Origin of the sequence: Providencia sp. NPDC089933 (genome assembly GCF_049545585.1) — a bacterium.
Taxonomy (GTDB): Bacteria; Pseudomonadota; Gammaproteobacteria; order Enterobacterales; family Enterobacteriaceae; genus Providencia; species Providencia huashanensis.
On the sequence record NZ_JBMWDT010000018.1, the window covers coordinates 46,827 to 68,698 of the forward strand.

The following is a 21,872-nucleotide window of genomic DNA, read 5'->3' on the forward strand; positions in this document are numbered from 1 at the left end:
CTGTAATCTGTAATCTGTAATCTGTAATCTGTAATCTGTAATCTGTAATCTGTAATCTGTAATCTGTAATCTGTAATCTGTAATCTGTAATCTGTAATCTGTAACCTGTAACCTGTAACCTGTAACCTGTAACCTGTAACCTGTAACCTGTAACCTGTAACCTATAACCTATAATTCTCGGATTTTAGTTACTAATTATCAATTAGATAGTGAGTTTAGCTGTTCGCACAGTTGTTCGGTTGCATTCACAATCCTTGGGCCTGCTCGATGAAACCAATCTTCGTTTAACCGAATAACAGGGACATTGAGTTGGGGATGCCAAAATTCTTTCACTGCTTTTTCCTGTTCTGCTGAACCTGTCATGATAATCACATCTGGTTTGCGGGTAAGTACTTGCTCACGGCTGACTTGCGGCCATTGCACTGTACTATTAGCAAAAATATTTTCACCACCACAAAATTCCACAACATCATTTTGCAATGTCTGATTACCAGTACTAAATAAAGGCTGGATACCTAATTGAATAAACACACGTTTTGGTTTGTTGATTAAGGCTTTTTTATTTTGATAAGAGGCTAAGGTTGCCCGCATCATTTCAATATTGTGTTGTGCAATTTTGGGGTTAGGACTGTATTGTGCTAATTCAGTAACTGAATTAATCACTTCATCGATGCTTTGCGGGTCGAAATAAATAATAGGAATACCAAAAGATGCGAGTTGTTCGAGAGGGCGCTGTGGGTTTCCTCCTCGCCATGCAAGAATTAAATCCGGTTTAAGTGCGATAATACGCTCCACATTTAGCCCTTGCCAATCAGCAACTTGTTCTATTTTTTTTGCTTGTTCTGGATAGTCGGAGTAAGCACTAACTGCAACTAAATTATCACCTAATCCAGCCGCGTAGGCGAGTTCGGTGTTTGCTGGTGATAAACTAATAACCCGTTGTTTGGGGGTAGCTAGAGCAGAAAAAGTAACCAACAAGGTACATAACAAGGTAACAGTGAAGGAATAAAAATGAGGAATTCTTTTCATGACTATCATTTATCTTAGCTGCAATGAAAAAGCATAACGGAATGTTAGTTATGCTTTTTCATAGGAGAAAATTAAGCGAGTTTTGTTAAAATCGCGTTGATCATCAGTGAAGATTGGCGAGCAGCAATAGGTAAAAACTCATCAAAACTGGTATGAGACTCTTTATCGGCTACATCAGAAATGGCGCGAACGACAACAAATGGTACGCCAAACTGGTGGCAAACTTGCCCTATCGCAGTCGCTTCCATCTCAACTGCAGCAACTTGAGGGAACATGGCTTTGATACGAGCTAATGGTTCTGCTCCATTAATAAAAGCATCACCACTACAGACTAAACCACGTACTGCATTCATATCCAATAAATTAATGCACTGTTCCGCAACGTTTATCAGGTTGCTATCCGCGACAAAAGCTGGTGGGCATTGTGCCATTTGGCCTGGCTCATAGCCAAACGCGGTGACGTCGGCATCGTGATAACGAACTTCAGTAGAGACAACAATATCACCAACATTTAAACGAGGATCTAACCCACCTGCGGACCCAGTGTTGATAACTACATCAGGTTGGCAATGTTCTAGTAATAATGTTGTACCGATTGCAGCCGCAACTTTACCAATACCTGATTTTAATAAAGCAACGTCAACACCATTAATTTTTCCGGTATAAATTTCACAGCCTGCGCGGCTGATCGTTTGGCAATTTTCAATTTGTGAGCGCAAAATAGCAACTTCTTGCTCCATTGCACCAATGACCCCAACTTTCATTTTGTCTCCTTCACCATATTCCCCTACTTAGTGTTTACAACACATTATTTAGGGAAAATAGAATTTTGTTGTGTTATTGCTTTGATCTTCGAGCGCTATCGCAACTAATATTGCAATATCTCATGTTTAAGCAATGAAATTACAAAGCTGTACGAAGTGTAGCATTGAAAGTTGAGGCGTGAAGTATTTTTCCTGCACTTTGGTTATATAATGACTAATAAATTTAGATAAGGGAGAGGAAAGAATGGGGGAGATTAACTTTCTTAAAAAGCTAAGCTTTCAGCGTAATTATACGAGTAGCGCAAAGAATCAAAAAGTTTCGGAAAAAGATGAAGACGCCGTTAATCGCTTATTTGAAAGTGATCGGGGGCGTATCATTAATTCTGCTGCCATTCGTCGCTTACAACAAAAAACACAAGTTTTTCCGTTAGAACAAAATTCTGCTGTACGTAGCCGATTGACTCACTCACTAGAGGTTCAGCAAGTGGGGCGTTACATTAGTAAAACCGTTTTGGGTGAATTAAAAAAGAGAAAGTTATTAGAAACCTATGGGTTAGATGAAAGGTGTGACGCCTTTGAAAGCCTCGTTGAAATGGCTTGCTTAATGCATGATATCGGCAACCCACCTTTTGGTCATTTTGGTGAAGCTGCAATACAGCGTTGGTTCAGTAAATTATTGGCTCCCGGCTATCTTTATACACCAGACTCTCCTGATCCATGCCAAATACACGCCTTACAATTGACAGGTAATGAAAAGCAAGACCTTTTTCGTCGTCAATTGAAGTACGATTTGTGTTCATTTGAAGGCAATGCTCAAGGGTTGCGTATGGCTCATCGGTTGCTCAAATTAAATTTGACCTACGCACAGATTGGTTCAATTTTGAAATATACTCGCGGGGCTTATGATTTAGCTCCGATCCCTGCAGAATTTGACTATTTAATGAAAAAACCGGGTTATTATTGGTCTGAATCAGATTTTGTCAGTGAATTGACAAAAAAACTCGATATGGAGAAATATTGTCGCTTCCCTCTCTCTTATATTATGGAAGCGGCTGATGATATTTCATATTGCATTGCTGATCTGGATGACGCTGCTGAAAAAGGTATTTTTACCGTCGAAAAATTAATCGATTATTTAAAGGCAGAATGGGGTCCTATTGAACCAAACGATTTGTTTGACCAAACCATTATGCGTGCTTATAACAATATTAGTGATAATCACACAAGGCGCATTCAACAAGATCAGTTTTTTATGTACTTACGCGTCAATATTACGAGTAAGTTATGCCATTACAGTGCTCAACAGTTTATAAAAAACTTACCTGAAATTTACCATGGTAATTTTAATAGCGCATTACTGGAAGATAAAAGCCCTGAGCATAGGTTATTGAAAGTATTAAAAACAGTGGCATTTAAGCATGTTTTTAACCACCATGAAGTTGAGGAACTAGAACTTCAAGGGTATCGCATTATTAGTGGGTTACTCGATTTCTATAGCCCATTATTAATGATGAGCAGAACAGATTTTGCGGAACTAGTGGACAAAAACTATCATAAGCATTTTTTTATTGAAACTCGTTTATTCCATAAGTTATCTAATAAGCACCGCTTATCTTATACTGAAGCGCTTGAAAAAATTTCTGCGACCAATGAGTCTGACCGCTCAATCCTCGAGTTTTATTACCGGGCACGTTTAATACAAGACTATATTAGTGGGATGACAGATCACTATGCCTATGAAGAATATAGAAAATTTATGGTCAGCAACTAACATTATATTGATGTTATGTAATAAATTCGCAAAGTATTCAATAAAATGATAGGAAAAACAGGTATACTAAGGGGACAGGTTTTTCCTTATTAATAGGCGGAAAAAGCAACGTGTTGAAACGGGAAAAACGGCAATCATTATTTTTATAACTTAATACTCCGTAGTGACTACTTATGGCTCAATTTTACTCTCCGAACCGCCGTACTACTTCACGCCGTCAAATAACGGTTATTGCTGAAAGCCTTGATGCTGCTGGGCAAGGTGTCGCTCGTGTCGATGGCAAAACGATTTTTGTGGCAGGTTTATTGCCTAATGAAGAAGCTCAGATTGAATTAACAGAAGATAAACGTCATTTTGCAAAAGCGAAGGTTATTAGGCGGTTGAGTACCAATCCACAAAGGGTTAAGCCACGCTGCGGTTACTTTGAACAATGCGGTGGTTGCCAACAACAGCATGTTGATATTGAACTACAAAGGGAGAGTAAAGCCCTTGCTTTACAGTATGTAATGTTACGCGAAACGGGGGTAGATAAACCAGCAACCCCGGTTATCAGCGGTGAGTCATATGGCTACCGTCGACGAGCACGCTTGGGTTTGCAATACCATTCTAAAAGCCATCGGTTAGTCATGGGCTTTCGAAAAACTCAATCGAATACTTTGGTTGATATAAAACATTGTCCTGTTTTATCACCCGATCTAGACATATTGCTTGAGCCGCTTTCACAATGTCTCAACCAACTCAGTATTGCCGCGAAACTGGGGCATGTTGAATTAATTTATGCGGATAACTGCAAAGTTGTATTGATCCGGCATTTGGCTCCTTTGCTATCTTCAGATAAACCAAAACTCATTGATTTTGAAAATCAGCACGGAGTGTCTATCTGGTTAGCAGGTAATGATGAAAACTTACATACGCTGACTGAGACTTCCCCATTACCTGAATATCAAGTCGCAGGGGAAAGGTTGAGATTTAATCCGTCAAACTTTATTCAAGTTAATGCGCAAGTTAACCAACAAATGGTCGAGCAGGCGTTAGCATGGTTGGATATCAACAGTGAAGACAGGGTATTAGACCTGTTTTGTGGAATGGGTAATTTTACACTGCCTATTGCTCGGCTTGCGAAATCTGTCGTTGGGGTTGAAGGTGTTGAAAATTTAGTCGAACAAGCACGAAACAACGCTCAGCTCAATACTATTTATAATGTAGCATTCTATAATGAGAACTTAGAAGCACAAATTCATACACAGCCATGGGCAGCTCAAGGGTTTAATAAAGTGTTATTAGACCCTGCAAGGGCCGGAGCTGCTGGTGTAATGGAACATTTAATTAAACTGATGCCAGAAAAAATTGTCTATGTTTCATGTAACCCCACAACATTAGCTAGGGACAGCAAGGTTTTACTTGGTGGGGGTTATCAATTATTACATTTGCGGATGTTGGATATGTTTCCGCACACTAGCCATTTAGAATCAATGGCATTATTTATCCGTCGCCCAGAGGTTTAATCGGTAGGGAGAATATATGGTTGCAGTAAGAAGTGCACATCTTACCCCAGCAGGTGAGTTTGCCCCAGAAAATTGGGTTAATGGTTTAGGTTTGGGCAATAAGCAATCAGAAGAAAAGCTCATCCATACCTGGCAATACTGTCATGACAAATTAGCTGGACAAGAAAAAGCGCCTTTATTGCTATGGCGCGGCATTGAAATGACCGAGATACTCTCTACATTGAGTATGGATATCGGTAGCTTACAAGCAGCTTTGCTTTTCCCTTTAGTCGAAGAAGGGGAGCTAAAAGAGCAAGATGTGATTGATGAGTTTGGTAATTCTATTAACGAACTTGTTAAGGGCGTGTTGGAAATGGACGCAATTCGCCAGCTCAAAGCCACGCAGTCGAGTGAAACAAGCTCGATACAAGTGGATAATATCCGTCGTATGTTACTGTCGATGGTAGAGGATTTCCGCTGTGTTGTCATAAAATTAGCTGAACGCATCGCACATTTACGTGAGGTAAAAGATGCAACAGAAGATGAGCGCGTATTAGCCGCTAAAGAATGTTCAAATATCTATGCGCCTTTAGCAAATCGTTTGGGGATAGGGCAGCTAAAATGGGAACTAGAAGATTTTTGTTTCCGTTATTTACACCCTGATGAGTATAAAAAAATTGCTAAATTACTCCATGAGCGCCGTATCGATCGTGAAGAATACATTGATAACTTCGTAGGGACATTACGAAAGTATATGTTAAAAGAGAGTATTCAAGCTGATATCTACGGTCGCCCTAAGCATATTTACAGTATCTGGCGCAAAATGAAGAAAAAATCTTTAGCGTTTGATGAACTGTTCGATGTGCGTGCAGTGCGTATTGTCGTCGAACGCTTGCAAGATTGTTATGCTGCTCTAGGGATTGTACACACCCACTTTCGTCATTTGCCGGATGAGTTTGACGATTATGTGGCGAATCCAAAACCAAATGGTTATCAATCGATTCATACGGTGGTACTTGGGCCAAATGGTAAAACCCTTGAAATTCAAATACGAACTCGTCAAATGCATGAAGATGCAGAGTTAGGGGTTGCAGCGCACTGGAAGTATAAAGAAGGCGCAACGGGTGTTGGCAAGGGCAGTAGCTATGAAAACCGCATTGCATGGCTGCGTAAGTTAATTGCATGGCAAGAAGAAATGGCCGATTCTGGTGAAATGCTGGATGAGGTGCGTAGCCAAGTATTTGATGACCGAGTCTATGTCTTTACACCTAAAGGTGATGTCGTTGATTTGCCAACGGGTTCGACGCCACTTGATTTTGCATATCATATCCACAGTGATGTGGGTCACCGTTGTATAGGGGCTAAGATTGGTGGTCGCATCGTGCCATTTAGTTACCAACTACAAATGGGGGATCAAATTGAAATTATTACGCAAAAGCATCCAAATCCTAGTCGTGACTGGTTAAACCCTAACCTTGGCTATGTTACCACTAGCCGTGGACGAGCGAAAATACAAAACTGGTTCCGTAAGCAAGATAGAGACAAAAATATCCTTGCGGGTCGCCAAATATTGGATAGCGAGTTATCTCACCTCGATATTAGTCTTAGAGAAGCAGAAAAGCTGTTGATAGCGCGGTATAACGTTCATTCATTAGATGAAGTTTTAGCGGGTATTGGTGGTGGTGATATTCGTATCAACCAATTAGTTAACTTCCTACAAAGTAAGTTTAATAAGGCGACAGCAGAAGAAGAAGAAGACCGTGCAGCGATGAAGACGCTGGAAAGTAAGTCTTCAGTTCCAAGGGCACCATCTCATGGAAGTGGTCGTGTGGTCGTCGAAGGGGTGGGTAACCTGATGCACCATATTGCGCGTTGTTGCCAGCCAATCCCGGGTGATGAAATTGTCGGTTTTATTACCAAAGGGCGAGGGATTTCCATTCACAGTGCGGATTGTGAACAGTTGGCTGAATTGCAAAGCCATGCCCCTGAGCGTGTTATTGATGCCGTATGGGGGGAAAACTATTCAAGTGGTTATTCTTTAGTCGTCAGGGTAGTCGCAAACGATCGTAGTGGGTTATTACGCGATATTACGACAATTTTAGCGAACGAAAAAGTTAATGTCCTTGGTGTCAGTAGTCGTAGTGATGTTAAACAGCAACTAGCGACAATAGATATGACAATTGAGCTTTATAACATTGAGGTACTAAGCAGGGTACTCGCAAAATTAAATCAGTTACCTGATGTGATAGAAGCAAAACGCCATTCATCATAGGTTGTCGTCAGATATTGAGCCGCAGCGTTGTTGGCTGCGGTATTTTACTTTAGCCAAATACTATTTTTTGCGTGAGCAGGGTAATACTTATGAACACTCGCGATCATCGTTTTTTCTTGTGGTGTATTGTGGTCAATGACCGAAAGTAGAGGGTCAACATTGGGATTAGATAAATATTCAGAGGTATCATTACCTCTTAGCACACCTCCATCCCCATATCCTATGACTTCTCTGTTTAATTCATTCGCAAATGATTGATAGACACCATTAGTAACACCAAAGCATGATAGGACATGCAGTGGTTTTTGGGAAACCGTAAGGTCAACATTGTGAACTGATTTTATATGAGATATCGCCTCTTTTACCGTTAAGTATTTTCTATTGGCCGTATTATTCGAATACATTGAAACTTGTCCATTAGGAGTTCCGTGTATGGTTAGAGCCTCTTCCTTCATTCCTTTAAAATCACTGATATAACCGATTTTAAAGTAGATATCTGATCGAGTACTTTTCTCAAGGCTAAAGGCTTTGCAAGTTTCATACCCTTTACCAACTCCTTTCGGATGAAGGTTGATTGAAGAGTTGCTAATTAATTTTACTTTTTTTGAAAACAAAGATTTAAGGCGATTTTTTGGTGTGATATCCGTTGTGTTTAATTCACTGACTGGATACGTAATTTTATTAAACATGCTATTAGCTCTTTAATGTTTTTCTTACCATACTTATTTTTTGGGCAGTATTTTTCATAAATGAAGGTAAAAATGTCGAATTTGTTTTTTTATCGTCATTGATAGTTGATGAAGGGGAGATAGCTTATTGAATTCCCATATTATACTCGTCATACTTCAAGTTGCATGGAACGGGCATTCAGGTAACTGCATTACGCATTGGTGTATGCCTATCAGACTATTTTTGTTTGTCGTCTACATGCAATTTGCATTAATTAAAGTATAAAACTGGCATTGTAAAAATCGTTTCAGTTGGTTCTATCTTGTAATCAGTCAGTGATAAAAAGCCAACGCGTACAAAATCAAAGAAAAAAGGGAATAAAAATGAGTCAGGCCAATCCTCAGATAGAACGCTTATTGTCTATTATGGCACAGCTACGCGACCCTCAAAGCGGTTGTCCATGGGATAAAGTACAGACGTTTAAAACTATCGCACCATACACACTTGAAGAAACTTATGAAGTGTTAGATGCAATAGAGCGTGAAGATTTTGCTGACTTAAAAAGTGAATTAGGGGACTTATTATTTCAGGTGGTTTTCTATGCACAAATGGCGAATGAAAAGTCATTGTTTGATTTTAATGATGTCTGCCAAGCTGTGAGTGATAAGCTTGAGCACCGCCATCCCCATATCTTTGATGCTGATAATACGCTGAGCAGTACAGAGGTGATTGACGGGTGGGAAAAACGTAAATCGAAAGAGAGAGCTGAGAAATCCCAGTTTTCTGTACTGGATGATATTCCAAGCTCATTACCCGCGCTGATGAAAGCGTATAAAATTCAAAAACGATGTGCATCAGTGGGTTTCGATTGGGATACACTGGGTCCTGTAGTTGGTAAAGTTCATGAAGAATTAGAAGAGGTTATGGAGGAAGCAACTCAGGTTGTTGTCGATGAAACGCGCCTTGAAGAAGAAATTGGTGATTTATTATTTGCCACAGTAAATTTATCTCGCCATTTGGGGCATAAACCTGAAATAGCGCTACAAAAAGCATGCAACAAATTTGAATCTCGTTTTCGTCAAATTGAAAAATGTTTAGCTGAAAGTGGTAAATCTACAGAAAGTGCTACACTTGAGGAGATGGAAGCACTTTGGCAGCAGGTTAAGCGCCAAGAATAAAAGAGACATTATATTTTGCATCACAGCATTGTTGGTTATCCCTAGCGGTATTATGAATGATGTAGAGTGATTGCTTGATACAGCTAAAGTCGCATGACTTAGATTTTTATAATGACAAACAAAGCTTCAAAAATAATGAAAGAACTGAAACTTTTGAGGGCTAAATAGCGATAAGCAGAGTAAATAGTTATTCAAAATCAAAGTTAGTGCAGAATCGCATTTTTTACGCCATACAATCAGCTGAAAGGATTTAGCTTTTGCCTTTAAACTGTGTTAATCTATAAAAACAGACATAGATGACTACTTTTAAAGCGATAAATAATTTTCGTTTTTAACTTGCTGATAATATTAGAGTATTGATGAAATTTAGCCTTATTATGCTTAGAACATTTGTAGCGAAATTAAGGTTCGGGTATACTGTTTTCCCGTCCTGTTATATCCATCATCTTTTAAACCTAAACTTTCAGGTTCAGCATGAAAACTAATTATATTTTTGTGACCGGCGGGGTCGTATCCTCTCTGGGTAAAGGCATTGCCGCAGCCTCTTTGGCGGCTATACTCGAAGCCCGTGGACTCAATGTGACGATTATGAAACTGGACCCCTACATCAACGTAGATCCAGGTACAATGAGCCCTACCCAACACGGGGAAGTTTTCGTTACAGAAGACGGCGCTGAAACTGACTTAGATTTAGGTCATTATGAGCGTTTTATCCGTACCAAAATGACACGTCGCAATAACTTTACGACTGGGCGTGTTTATTCCGAAGTTCTGCGCAAAGAGCGCCGTGGTGATTACTTAGGTGCGACAATTCAAGTTATCCCGCATATCACTAATGAAATCAAAGACCGAATTATCCGTGGTGGCGAAGGCCATGATGTCGTTCTTGTCGAGATTGGTGGTACTGTTGGTGATATTGAATCATTGCCATTCTTAGAAGCTATTCGTCAAATGGCGGCAGAAGTAGGTCGTGAGCGTACTTTATACTTACACTTAACTTTAGTGCCATACCTTGCAGCAGCGGGTGAAGTGAAAACTAAGCCAACGCAGCATTCTGTGAAAGAGTTACTATCAATTGGAATTCAGCCTGACGTATTAATTTGTCGTTCAGACCGTGTTATCCCTGCGAATGAGCGTGCAAAAATTGCGTTATTCTGTAATGTACCAGAAAAAGCGGTTATTTCCTTAAAAGACGTTGATTCTATTTATAAAATCCCAGCATTGTTAAAATCACAAGGTTTGGATGAATATATTTGTAACCGTTTCCGTATCGAATGCCCAGAAGCGAATTTATCTGAATGGGAACAAGTTATTTACGAAGAAGCTAATCCTGCAGGTGAAGTCACTATTGGGATGGTAGGTAAATATGTTGAGTTACCAGATGCATATAAGTCAGTTATTGAAGCACTAAAACACGGTGGTTTGAAAAACCGTTTAACAGTGAACATTAAATTAATTGATTCACAAGATATTGAAACTCGTGGTGTTGAATTACTAAAAGGCTTGGATGCTATTTTAGTTCCAGGTGGTTTTGGTGAACGTGGCATTGAAGGGAAAATTCTGACGGCAAAATATGCACGTGAAAATAACATCCCTTATTTAGGTATTTGTTTGGGAATGCAAGTTGCGTTGATTGAATTTGCTCGTAACGTTGCCAATATGGAAGATGCAAACTCAACAGAATTTAAAGCAGATTGTAAATACCCAGTTGTTGCGTTGATTACAGAATGGCGTGACGAAGAGGGTAACCTTGAAGTTCGCTCTGAGGAGAGTGACCTTGGGGGTACCATGCGAGTAGGCGGTCAGCCATGTCACTTAGTGAATGGTAGCTTAGTGCGTGATATGTATGGTTCAGAAACCATTATTGAACGCCACCGCCATCGTTACGAAGTAAATAATTTACTGTTGAAACGCATTGAAAATGCAGGCTTGAAAATTGCAGGTCGTTCAGTAGATAACAAATTGGTGGAAATTATTGAAAATCCAAATCATCCATGGTTTGTGGCATGTCAGTTCCATCCTGAATTTACTTCTACTCCAAGAGATGGTCACCCATTGTTTGCAGGTTTTGTTAAAGCCGCTGGTAAGTACCAGAAAGGTGAGTTGAAATAAGATATGGGGAAGTCGGTGCAGGTGTGCCAGCTTCCCGAAATTTAACTTGTACTGAGGAAAACCTAATGTCCAAAATTGTTAAAGTGATCGGCCGTGAAATCATTGACTCTCGTGGTAACCCAACTGTAGAAGCTGAAGTTCATTTAGAAGGCGGCTTTGTTGGTTTAGCAGCTGCACCATCAGGTGCATCTACAGGTTCTCGTGAAGCACTGGAACTGCGTGACGGTGATAAAGCACGTTTTCTGGGTAAAGGTGTTCTGAAAGCAGTTGCCGCTGTAAATGGCCCAATCGCAGAAGCCCTAACTGGTAAAGATGCAAAAGATCAAGCCAATATCGACCAAATCATGATTGACCTTGATGGCACAGAAAACAAATCTAAATTTGGTGCAAACGCAATTCTGGCTGTTTCTTTAGCAAGCGCAAAAGCAGCAGCAGCAGCAAAAGGCATGCCTCTGTATGAGCATATCTCTGATCTGAATGGTACTCATGGTCAATATTCTATGCCTTTACCTATGATGAACATCATCAATGGTGGTGAGCATGCAGATAACAACGTTGATATCCAAGAATTTATGATCCAGCCTGTTGGTGCACCAACACTGAAAGAAGCGGTTCGTATGGGTTCTGAAATCTTCCATCACTTAGCTAAAGTACTTAAATCTAAAGGTATGAATACAGCAGTTGGTGATGAAGGTGGTTATGCTCCTAACTTGGAATCAAACGCAGCAGCTTTAGCCGCAATTAAAGAAGCCGTTGAACAAGCTGGTTATGTATTAGGTAAAGACGTTACTCTAGCGATGGACTGTGCAGCATCTGAGTTCTATAACGCAGAAACGGGTAACTACGAGTTAAAAGGTGAAGGCAAAACCTTTACTTCACAAGAGTTTACTCACTATTTAGAAGAACTGACTAAACAGTATCCAATCGTTTCTATCGAAGACGGCCTGAACGAATCTGACTGGGACGGTTTCGCATACCAAACTAAAGTACTTGGTGACAAAATCCAATTGGTTGGTGACGACCTATTTGTAACGAACACTAAGATCTTAAAAGAAGGTATCGATAAAGGTATTGCTAACTCTATTCTGATCAAATTCAACCAAATCGGTTCGTTAACTGAAACTTTGGCTGCAATTAAAATGGCGAAAGATGCCGGTTATACTGCGGTTATTTCTCACCGTTCAGGTGAAACTGAAGATGCAACTATTGCAGATTTAGCTGTAGGTACAGCAGCAGGCCAAATCAAAACCGGTTCTATGAGCCGCTCTGACCGTGTTGCTAAATACAACCAGCTGATTCGTATTGAAGAAGCATTAGGCAAAAATGCGCCATTCAATGGCCTGAAAGAAGTGAAAGGCCAAGCTTAATTTAGTTTGACCTTAATAATATTATTACATGGGAAGCTTAGGCTTCCCTTTTTTATCTACTATTCATAGATAATAAATTTAAATAATTAATATATTATTTTCTACCAGCTGAATTAGTTCTTATTTTAGTTCTATTACCTAATGAGTTATTGCTTAAATTTTTTATAACTAATAGTGTTTAACTGTTTTTATATTAATTTTAACCTGTATTCAATAGGGATGGGTATTTAATGATTGTAATAAATGATGCGCAAAAAAAAATAGGAAAAGAACTAATTAAAAGCAATGATATTAATTTAATTACGTCTAATTTTATCGAGTTTACTCAAAGAAATGCCATTAATACTGATAGCATAACACATTTTGAGCAGCCATTTACAGAAGGTCGAATACAATTCATTAAGGTTGCGGATGGCGCTTATAGTATGGAATATGCCAGTGGTTCTGACGTACTTAGGGATGGAGAAAGTATTGAAAGTTATTTTTTAGGGTGTAACAGAATAAACGATAATAATAAGCGACCTATTTATATAGATATCCCTAAAAATGCAAAAGAAATAAAGTTTTTATTTACAGGGACGCTTTCAGGTCACTCAATAATAGTAACTGACTTAAATTCAGAGAGTTATCGGGTTTATCAAGATAGGCGAACTAATAGTTCTATCCTCTATGATAATGTCGTTATGGCTATTGACTATAATGACTATAGAGTAGAAGGGAGTCACGGAGGAATTGCCACAGCATATATGCAATATATTAACGGTAAATGGCAACTTTTATTACAAAAGCAAAAATATAAAATAGAGGGCAATATTGCTATCCCTATTTTTCGAGATGAAAATAAACCATTAGATAGCTATCATGCAAGTGTTAATTTTCTATCATACAAAAAGCGAAAATTTATAGAATATAGGGGTAGGTTACACAAGAGAATATTGAATTTAGCAAAGCTATATAATATTCCTACAAATGATATAAATAAAGATAATTTTGAATTTGACGATTTTTCATTAGATAACTTAGCATCTAATCCTTGGGTGGTAATAATAAATAATATAAGCAATAAAATTAAGTCTGACTCAATCTTACTTAAACAGCTTTTAAAAAAATGGGAATCTGAATTAAAACATTTAGAATCATTAAGTCTTAACAAGGTAAAAGAAAGAAATAGAATTAATGTTTTAAAAACAAAAACAGCCAAAAATAGAATGTATTTATTATTTATAACAGAACAATATGAATCGCTTCTTTTAGAAACTCGGGATGCGGAGCGGAGTTGGCTGTGGTATCAAGTCAAAGAAAAAAAAGGGATGGATTGGGTTATTGAACGTAAGTCAATTAAACGACGAAATATCGAGTCTGATCTTTTAATTACAAACCGTTATCATAACTTGGTTTATATCCACAAAAACTCAGCTAATATAAAATTCAAAATAGATTTTAATAATGGGATGCAAAAATTTAGTGAGATTAGCATAGCTTTAGTTAGGGATGATATGACATCTCTACAAATGAAAGAAATATATGTAAATCAAAATTTAACTGCATTAGATAGAGGGGCGTTATATAAAAAAATAGAAGAGTCTGAGCATAAAGAATATATCGATAATATATTAAATAAAACGGAAAAAATTAGCGAGCTTTTTTATTTAAATGGTAGTATAACAAATCGCCTTGCACCACAAGATTTCTATTTGATGCTAGCTGATGATACATCTAATGGGCGGTGTTATCCATTAGTTAGGGCCATGTCAGTTGCATTATCAAACCGAGGAACAAAGGGCGCTAATTTATTAATTGATAGGTTATTTGTTGCTTCAGCAACCCCCAACGAAACGGATTCTGTTTTGTTTAAATCAGCATTAGCTAAATTACATTCTAATATTAGTGCAGTAGAGGCTTCAATTCCCCATGGATATATGGACTTAAATGACATAAAAAATTTATTAACTTTAAAAGAAAAAAATATGATGTTTGCAGTAAATACAAGAACACATTCCATGTTGATTGGTAAAACAGTTACGGATGGTTATACACTATATTATTTTTATGACCCTAACTTTGGGTTATTCTCTTTTGATAAAAGCAAATCTCTTTTTTCTGCGGTAAATAAGTTTATGATAGATAACCAAATGGCGAAGTATTATTCTGCCTTTGGTACAGATAGTACGCCTACTTTTTCAGTGCTGACAATTGTCAATGATGATATGGCATTAGTTCCTGTTGGTAATTATTTAAATGTTGACAATTTAAGTGATGTAGAGTCTCTCAGTACAGCTTCAGAGCGCCAACAATCGGTTGTTCAACTAATTGAACGACAGGATATAGTCGAAGTAGATATTCAGTTAAAAACATCACTTACTATTTTAGATGCACAGCAGTGGGGGAAATCACTAAGTAAATCGATAGAAAAAATATCATCTGAACATCGGTTAGGAAAAAGTTGGCTTCCTTTATTTTCAAATATCGAGGAAATTGAAGATAACCACTATCGGATTCAATTCATTAATAAAGATGATCCACAATCAACCTATTGGGCTGAAACAACAGACAGCTCATTAATTGCATTTAAAAATTACTATGAAAAAAATATGCTGGCATTTGAGCAATATTATTATATTAATGAAAATAAAGTGGTTCCAAAAGGGGGGGATATCAATACAGTACCTATTGAAGGCTTAAATGCGGGAATAGCAATACAATCTATAATTCAATGGGCTGAAAATAGAACGAAAAAGTTGAGTGAAGATAACGAGAACTCCTCTAATTTATCATTAGCACTTAAATTGCATAGCTATGTTAACTATACGATGACGGCTCATGGGACAATGACCGATGCAGTGAAAATAACGGAATTAGTTAAAACAGTATTAATCGAAGAATCCGATACATCGGCGATGGTAATTAGTGATTTTTCTTTTTCTTTAGCTAATGTAGCAAATGAAGGTGTAGGGCTAATTTTTAATGGTGCAGTTGTTGGCTTTGATATTTATGAACTAGAACATGCAGAAAATGAATCTCAAAAAGTGGTGTTTGGTACTCAATTAGCTTTTGATTCAGTAGGGCTAATTGCAGGGGCTGGTAGTGCGGGGGCAGGTTTTTTAGGTGCAGCGAGTACCTCGATGGCTTTGGGAGGTGCGAGTGTTATATTCGCAGGACTTGGCATTGGGTTTGCGGGGCTAGCACGTAATTTTGCTATTATAGGTGATAATGCAAAAGCAGTTGGTCGTTATTTTTATGCTCTTGATCAAGCTTATAAAGGTAATGGATATGATTATTTAAGTGACAAAAAAGCGTTAGTGCCTCGTTTTGGTGCGGTATTTAGAAAAATTGATTTAAGGTCGAAGCAAATTGAGTTTGATAGCCAATATATTTATCGAACCAGTTCAGTATCAGCCGGTGGTGGAAGGAGAAATTATATTTTTTGGGGTGGCAATTTCCCTACAATGGTAATTGATAAAGATAAAGCGATTAATATTCGTGATGGGATAGGCTATCAAAATAAGGTACATAAATTAGAGACCGAAAATGTAGAAGCGCTAATTTTGCCAGTCATACCTAAATCGTATATTAAATATAATTATAACTTATGGCCAGGAGCAACAATGCGCCATGATTGCGGTTTTGATGTGATTAGGCGCCTAGAAAATGAAGATAACTTTGATTATGATTTTTATATATTCCCGAGTGAGAATACAATTACACAAATTTACCATGAATATGTTGATACACCAATTGAAGTTAGGTTAGATAAACAATATAGGTATTTATTTGTTCCAAAATTAGCCAAGGAATGGCATGGGTATATAAAATATGAAATCCAAGGTGGTGGGGGTGAATATCAAATAAGCATACAAGAAGGCGTTAAAATTAAGTTAATGGATGATGATGGGAAGGCATCTCGTTGGGTGATAAATACAGAGCAACTGAATAACCCAAGCATTAAGGTTCTGGAAAATGGCCTGAATATCGGTGGTGTTGAAATAGAAATTTCATCTTATTTAAATAAAGATAATATTTTTGTATTAGATAAAAATAATGAGTTGAGCAAAGTAAATTTTGAAGCATTAACAGTGAGTGTTGTCAGTGAAGATGCGAGTCAATGGGGAAATAGTCAGCAAACGCTTGTTAGTCATCTTAGACAATTATCTCATGAAAATAAATTATATGAAAAATATATAGTTATAGAAAATTATAAACACAATGAGATAAACGTCGGGCGTGCTTTTTTTGAAATGGATAAAGAACGATTTATATTCATTAATTCAGAAAAATATAAAAATAATAATATGGTTCTTGGAACGGCACTTGACGAAGTGGCATACTTTTATGTATTAAAAAGTAATGTAATGTTGGGGGTTGATATTAGCTCCGGAGATATTCTATCTGAGTATAAAATGACCTATCCGGAAACTGCTTCAATTGAAATTATTGATATATGGCAAGAGGATGAAAGTATTTATATTTCATGTGAAATAATGGTAAAAGGTAATTTAGTTAAAACTACCCACTTATTTTATAATAATAAAATACAGTTGTTGAGTATTACCATTGATGTGATATCACAAGAAAATCCCTCTGAATTATTTGATAAGATATCATCAAATAAAACGGTGTCTTTTTTAGCTGAACATATGGTAGGTATTACAGACAATGGTCGGGTATCAAACTCTACTACTTCTGAATTAGCAAAAGTAGTTATGATATCAGAAGAAAGTGAAGGTAAGGTATCACAGCGTTATTGGTATTTTATAGAAAATGATAAAATAATAATTCCTAATTATAATTCTATAAGAGAAAGAGGTGGTTTATCATTAAATCCGACTAAAGAAGACACATCTCTACTTTCTAATTTATTTTTAGTGGGGGGCTTGTTAGATGAAAAAGGAAATAAAGTATTTTATTTTTATAATGATAAGAATAAAATAATCTATCGCCAAGAAAGTTTTGAAAAACAAAATTTAAACTCAACGTCATCAGTCATGGAGAGTATTGAGATACCTGATTTAAAAAATGTTATTCTTTGGGAAAAAAGTATTTTAGCCATAGATGTTTATGGAATAGTCTATCAAATAAATGCAGATGGGAAATCACATCAAGTCGCACTTAATACTTTTTGGTTTGAGCAACACCCTTTTTGGTGGGATAGTTTGAATGAATTATTCGGTGACTTGCCTATACTGACATTATTCGGTATTAAATCGTCAAATGGTAAGGATACGGTACCTGCATGGTATGTAGATAACAAAGTTGTTATCGCCCAAGAATTGTTAACAGGAAACACACTAAAATTATTAGGTAGAAATAAGGACGACTCCGGTGTACTTATTTTTGATACAGTTAGTCGTAAAATTTACATACAAAAGTACGCAACTCCTGAGCAGTTAAGAGACTCGTTTGGTTCCGGTTACCAAATTAAGGAGGTTTCTAGCTTGCCTTCTATTATTGAATTACATCCTAATACTAAGTTTAAAAGTGTCAAAAGAGTCAATTCAGGGGTGCTTCTTTTTACAGAAAATGATGAAATACTTTATCATGATGTAATTTTAAATGGTGAGAATAAACCTAGCCCTGTGGGGACATCATTAATTATCCAAGCAAAAAAAGAGAATGGAATACTTATTCCTCCAGTCATTTCTAATGTTAAAAATTTAGTATTGAGCGGAGGTGAGGGACTAGGTAGGTATGTATTAATCAGATCTGTTTGGCGGCACTATAAGGTAATTGTTATTGATAATTACGCAAATGACTCTTTAATAGATACAATCTCTTTGCCTGTTGATGATTTAGATTCTTTACTAGTAAATCAGTACAATGATGATCTGCTTTTAACTGACCCCAGTACGGGGACAATATTAATGTTACGCCAAGTTTTCGGAGAACAATCTCAAACTCATAAACATTTACAGATAAACTGTATTAATAAGTTTGCTTCGTACAACGTGGATGAACTGATTCAGAAAGCATCATTTGAAAGTCGATTGAGTACTGAAGTTAGTTTAAGAAAAAAGCTTGAGAGTGCCCCTTATAAAGGGGAGTTTAGTGATCTTAGTATATCTAGGTTAACTGAAGTGATGGCGCCTTTTAGCAGTGAAAAATCATTTTTAACCAGTGACGCAACAAATCAACATCTTCAAAAACATACATCTGAACAGGTTTTTTCTTTATTTAATGAAAAACAGTAATTGTTAATTATGGATTAAAATACAGCCAGTGTTGTTAGGCTGGCTGACATAAGATGCTAAGCTTAGCGAGGCTTGTTTCTATCGGGGACTTAGGGCAGCATATCTAAGCTACTTTAATCGATAAAGTCGATTATTTATTGTCATTACAATGAAAAAATAGCTAAATTACACAACATAGATCGCAATTTTGGAGTATCCACATTTTCATCCTAATAAATTAACTCTATATTTCACTTCTCGTAAATAAATATTAACAATAAAACTCGAAACTGAATTTGCTTCCGAGCTATGGAGTTTACATGGATGCTTCTGAATCTTTAACACCAGCAGTAGGGCCTGGTCCATCAAACAAGCGGGGTTGGATAATCTTAGCGGTTGATATCGTACTATTGCTGTTACTGTTGAAATACTTGCCATTTGATGACAAAGCTAATGCAGGCCTCGCTATGATGGTCTTTATTGGCGTGCTTTGGTTGACCGAAGCTATTCACGTTACAATCACTGCTTTATGTATTCCAATTCTCGCTGTAGTGCTTGGGTTAATGAATACAGGTGATGCGCTGAAATCTTTTGCGAACCCAATTATCTTTTTATTTTTTGGTGGGTTTGCATTAGCAACAGCATTGCACATTCAAGGTCTTGACAGGCTAATTGCTAATCGTTTACTGATGGCAGCTCGCGGTCGCTTGTCTGTTGCTGTTTTATTATTATTTGGCGTTACAGCTTTACTGTCGATGTGGATCAGTAACACTGCAACTGCTGCTATGATGCTACCGTTAGTGTTGGGTATTTTATCTAACCTAGATGTTCGCCATGAACGTAACACTTTTGTATTTGTATTATTGGGTGTTGCGTATAGTGCCAGTATTGGTGGTTTGGGAACCATTGTTGGTAGCCCACCTAATGCGATCGCAGCTGCTGCATTAGGGTTAGATTTCTTATCATGGATGAAATACGGTATTCCTATCATGGTGGTATTACTGCCAATGATGTTTGTATTGATGTATATGATGCTGCGTCCTAATCTTAAACACCGTTTTGAAATTGAATTAGAACACGTGGAATGGAATGGTAAACGCATAACAACAATGGTTATTTTCTTATTAGCTGTTGTATGTTGGATCACTAGTACATTTATCAGTGATGCATTCGGTGGTGTTAAAGACTTAGATACTATTATTGCAGTCAGTGCCGCGATCCTAATTGGTATTTCTGGCGTAGCTAGTTGGGCGCAAATTCAAAAGAATACTGAATGGGGCGTGCTAATGTTATTTGGTGGAGGTTTGACCCTGAGCGCAATTTTAAGCTCTTCAGGTGCGAGCCGCATCATGGCAGATTGGATGCAATTAACATTTGGCCAAAGTCACTGGTTTGTGATTATTATCGCCGTCACAGCCTTTATCATCATTTTAACCGAATTTACCAGTAATACAGCGAGTGCGGCATTATTAGTGCCTATTTTTGCGACAGTTGCTGAGGCATTAGGTATGCCAGTTATTGTATTAACAATGATCATTGGTATTGGTGCATCTTGTGCATTTATGTTACCAGTTGCGACACCACCAAATGCAATTGTGTTCGGTTCTGGCTATATTAGGCAAATCGAAATGGTGCGGGTTGGGGCAGTGTTGAACGTTGCTTGTATCATAGTGATTTCACTGTTTGCATGGTTCGTTTGGATGTAACTTAAGCCCAAATTTGAATTAACACACGGCCTCTTATTCGGAGGCCGTTTTGTTTGTTATTTCGTAAGATTGGTATTACTGGGGTGGCTGAGCGATGAGTATTTGTTGGTTTTTACCTATCTTTATAGCACCTTTATCTGAAAGCATAATATCACCGTCTCCACGTACTGAAAGACTCATTGCACTGATAAGGCCTTTAATATCAATTTTATTTTGTGGGCAAAGGAAGTTATCTTGGCATTGGTACTGATGGCTCTCAAGTGTAATATTTCTCCCAGTTAATTTTGCTTGTTCGTCCAGTTCAAATTGGTTTCCTTGGATGTAAGGAATGTCTGTTTTAAACTTTGAGCTATATTTAATGACTGCTTCACTAGGTGACAGTGTACCGATACCGGATGCACTAATATAATTTTGTATAGCTGCATTGATATTGAGAGTGTTTTGTAGCTTTATTTGGTCAGCGAATACATTTATTTTTGACAATAATATAGGGTTACCTTGTTGTTGAGTAATGGTGACAAGGCTATCTGGCTGGGTTGAAAACTTTAGTTGGCTGTAGTCCTCTAACTTTTTTGGTTCAAGTTGGTTATCTTTTTCTTTATTTTTGATATATTGCCTTTCAAACTTTCCTGCTACTAATGACAAACTATTTATATTATTAGTTATGCCATTCTTCCATGAAATACCATTTGGGTTTGCGATAACTAGGTTAGCCCGTTGGCCTTTTATGCCTAAAACTCCTTGTAATTGGCTTTCTTCATTTCCTGTTACTTCAGCAAATATAAGCTTGGCAGCTTTATTATTAAGATTGCTATTGCTGTTTATATCATTGTTAAAAACTAAACCGTCTTCATTGGAAGATAAACTCTCAAAAGTATTGAATGAAATATGGTTTTTAAGTGGAGCTTCAATGTTAATGACTTTTGCTTTATCGATGTTGGGAGGGGTTGAGTTAGAAATAAAAGGTAGAAATAAACTTAGATATGTGGCGGTTTTTACAATTATTAATTTCATATATAACTTCCTTGCTATTATAATGACTCCTGAACAGTGTTGATTATACTTAAAAGTAAGGTTTTTAAAATAACAAAAAAAACACCATGATAATAAAAAATATCAGTTATTTCCCATGGTGACTGTATGGGGTTTATTTGTTTATTTTTGTTTTTTAGTTGAATTATTTAAATTTATAGTGTTAATTAATAAATGATTATTTAATTAATAGATTATTACATCAAAGGAATGATATAAATGTTGAATGATAAATATAGTTTGCTAGATTTTTTAATTATAAAAAAACATTTTGGGATTAAGCTAATATATGTAGGAAATGTATTAGCACAGAAAATAATGCAA

At 37.1% G+C, this 21,872-nt stretch carries 12 protein-coding genes; 8 read left to right on the top strand and 4 right to left on the bottom strand.

The window, feature by feature from the left end; translation table 11 throughout:
* Positions 1-198 precede the first annotated feature (198 nt).
* A complete protein-coding gene (gene btuF / locus ACPEH5_RS19925; protein ID WP_131680967.1) occupies positions 199-1,029 on the bottom strand; it encodes a vitamin B12 ABC transporter substrate-binding protein BtuF in 831 nt (276 codons plus the stop codon).
* A gap of 71 nt (positions 1,030-1,100) precedes the next feature.
* A complete protein-coding gene (gene mtnN, locus ACPEH5_RS19930) occupies positions 1,101-1,793 on the bottom strand; it encodes a 5'-methylthioadenosine/S-adenosylhomocysteine nucleosidase (protein ID WP_048608086.1) in 693 nt (230 codons plus the stop codon).
* A 244-nt stretch (positions 1,794-2,037) separates the two neighbouring features.
* Between mtnN and dgt the strand changes: the two genes are divergently transcribed.
* From dgt to relA, 3 genes are all read left to right on the top strand, one after another.
* A complete protein-coding gene (gene dgt, locus ACPEH5_RS19935) occupies positions 2,038-3,564 on the top strand; it encodes a dGTPase (protein WP_423727143.1) in 1,527 nt (508 codons plus the stop codon).
* A 173-nt stretch (positions 3,565-3,737) separates the two neighbouring features.
* Positions 3,738-5,069: a 23S rRNA (uracil(1939)-C(5))-methyltransferase RlmD gene (gene rlmD, locus ACPEH5_RS19940; RefSeq protein WP_166687295.1), complete on the top strand. Its 1,332-nt coding sequence runs from the start codon at positions 3,738-3,740 to the stop codon at positions 5,067-5,069.
* A gap of 16 nt (positions 5,070-5,085) precedes the next feature.
* Entirely contained in the window at positions 5,086-7,320 is a 2,235-nt protein-coding gene (relA, locus tag ACPEH5_RS19945) for a GTP diphosphokinase (RefSeq protein ID WP_281110630.1), read from the top strand.
* 44 nt (positions 7,321-7,364) lie between these two features.
* On the opposite strand, the gene ACPEH5_RS19950 is transcribed toward relA, so the two are convergent.
* The gene (locus tag ACPEH5_RS19950; RefSeq protein WP_129466332.1) at positions 7,365-8,009 is read right to left on the bottom strand and encodes a hypothetical protein; all 645 of its coding nucleotides are present in this window, start codon (positions 8,007-8,009) and stop codon (positions 7,365-7,367) included.
* 363 nt (positions 8,010-8,372) lie between these two features.
* Here ACPEH5_RS19950 and mazG point away from each other — a divergent pair, with 363 nt between their 5' ends.
* The 5 genes from mazG (at position 8,373) to ACPEH5_RS19975 (ending at position 20,516) form a co-directional block, all read left to right on the top strand.
* Entirely contained in the window at positions 8,373-9,167 is a 795-nt protein-coding gene (mazG, locus tag ACPEH5_RS19955) for a nucleoside triphosphate pyrophosphohydrolase (protein ID WP_129466331.1), read from the top strand.
* 474 nt (positions 9,168-9,641) lie between these two features.
* Positions 9,642-11,279, top strand: coding sequence for a glutamine hydrolyzing CTP synthase (gene pyrG / locus ACPEH5_RS19960; protein WP_042848176.1), 1,638 nt, complete (start codon positions 9,642-9,644; stop codon positions 11,277-11,279).
* Between the two features lie 65 nt (positions 11,280-11,344).
* Positions 11,345-12,646 (top strand): phosphopyruvate hydratase, encoded by a 1,302-nt coding sequence (eno, locus tag ACPEH5_RS19965; protein ID WP_042848174.1) that lies wholly within the window; start codon positions 11,345-11,347, stop codon positions 12,644-12,646.
* 230 nt (positions 12,647-12,876) lie between these two features.
* Entirely contained in the window at positions 12,877-18,831 is a 5,955-nt protein-coding gene (locus ACPEH5_RS19970) for a TcdA/TcdB pore-forming domain-containing protein (protein WP_166696574.1), read from the top strand.
* Between the two features lie 299 nt (positions 18,832-19,130).
* A complete protein-coding gene (locus ACPEH5_RS19975) occupies positions 19,131-20,516 on the top strand; it encodes an SLC13 family permease (protein WP_042848171.1) in 1,386 nt (461 codons plus the stop codon).
* A gap of 75 nt (positions 20,517-20,591) precedes the next feature.
* On the opposite strand, the gene ACPEH5_RS19980 is transcribed toward ACPEH5_RS19975, so the two are convergent.
* Complete coding sequence (locus ACPEH5_RS19980; protein WP_042848169.1) at positions 20,592-21,530, bottom strand: filamentous hemagglutinin N-terminal domain-containing protein; 939 nt, start codon at positions 21,528-21,530, stop codon at positions 20,592-20,594.
* Between the last annotated feature and the right edge of the window lie 342 nt (positions 21,531-21,872).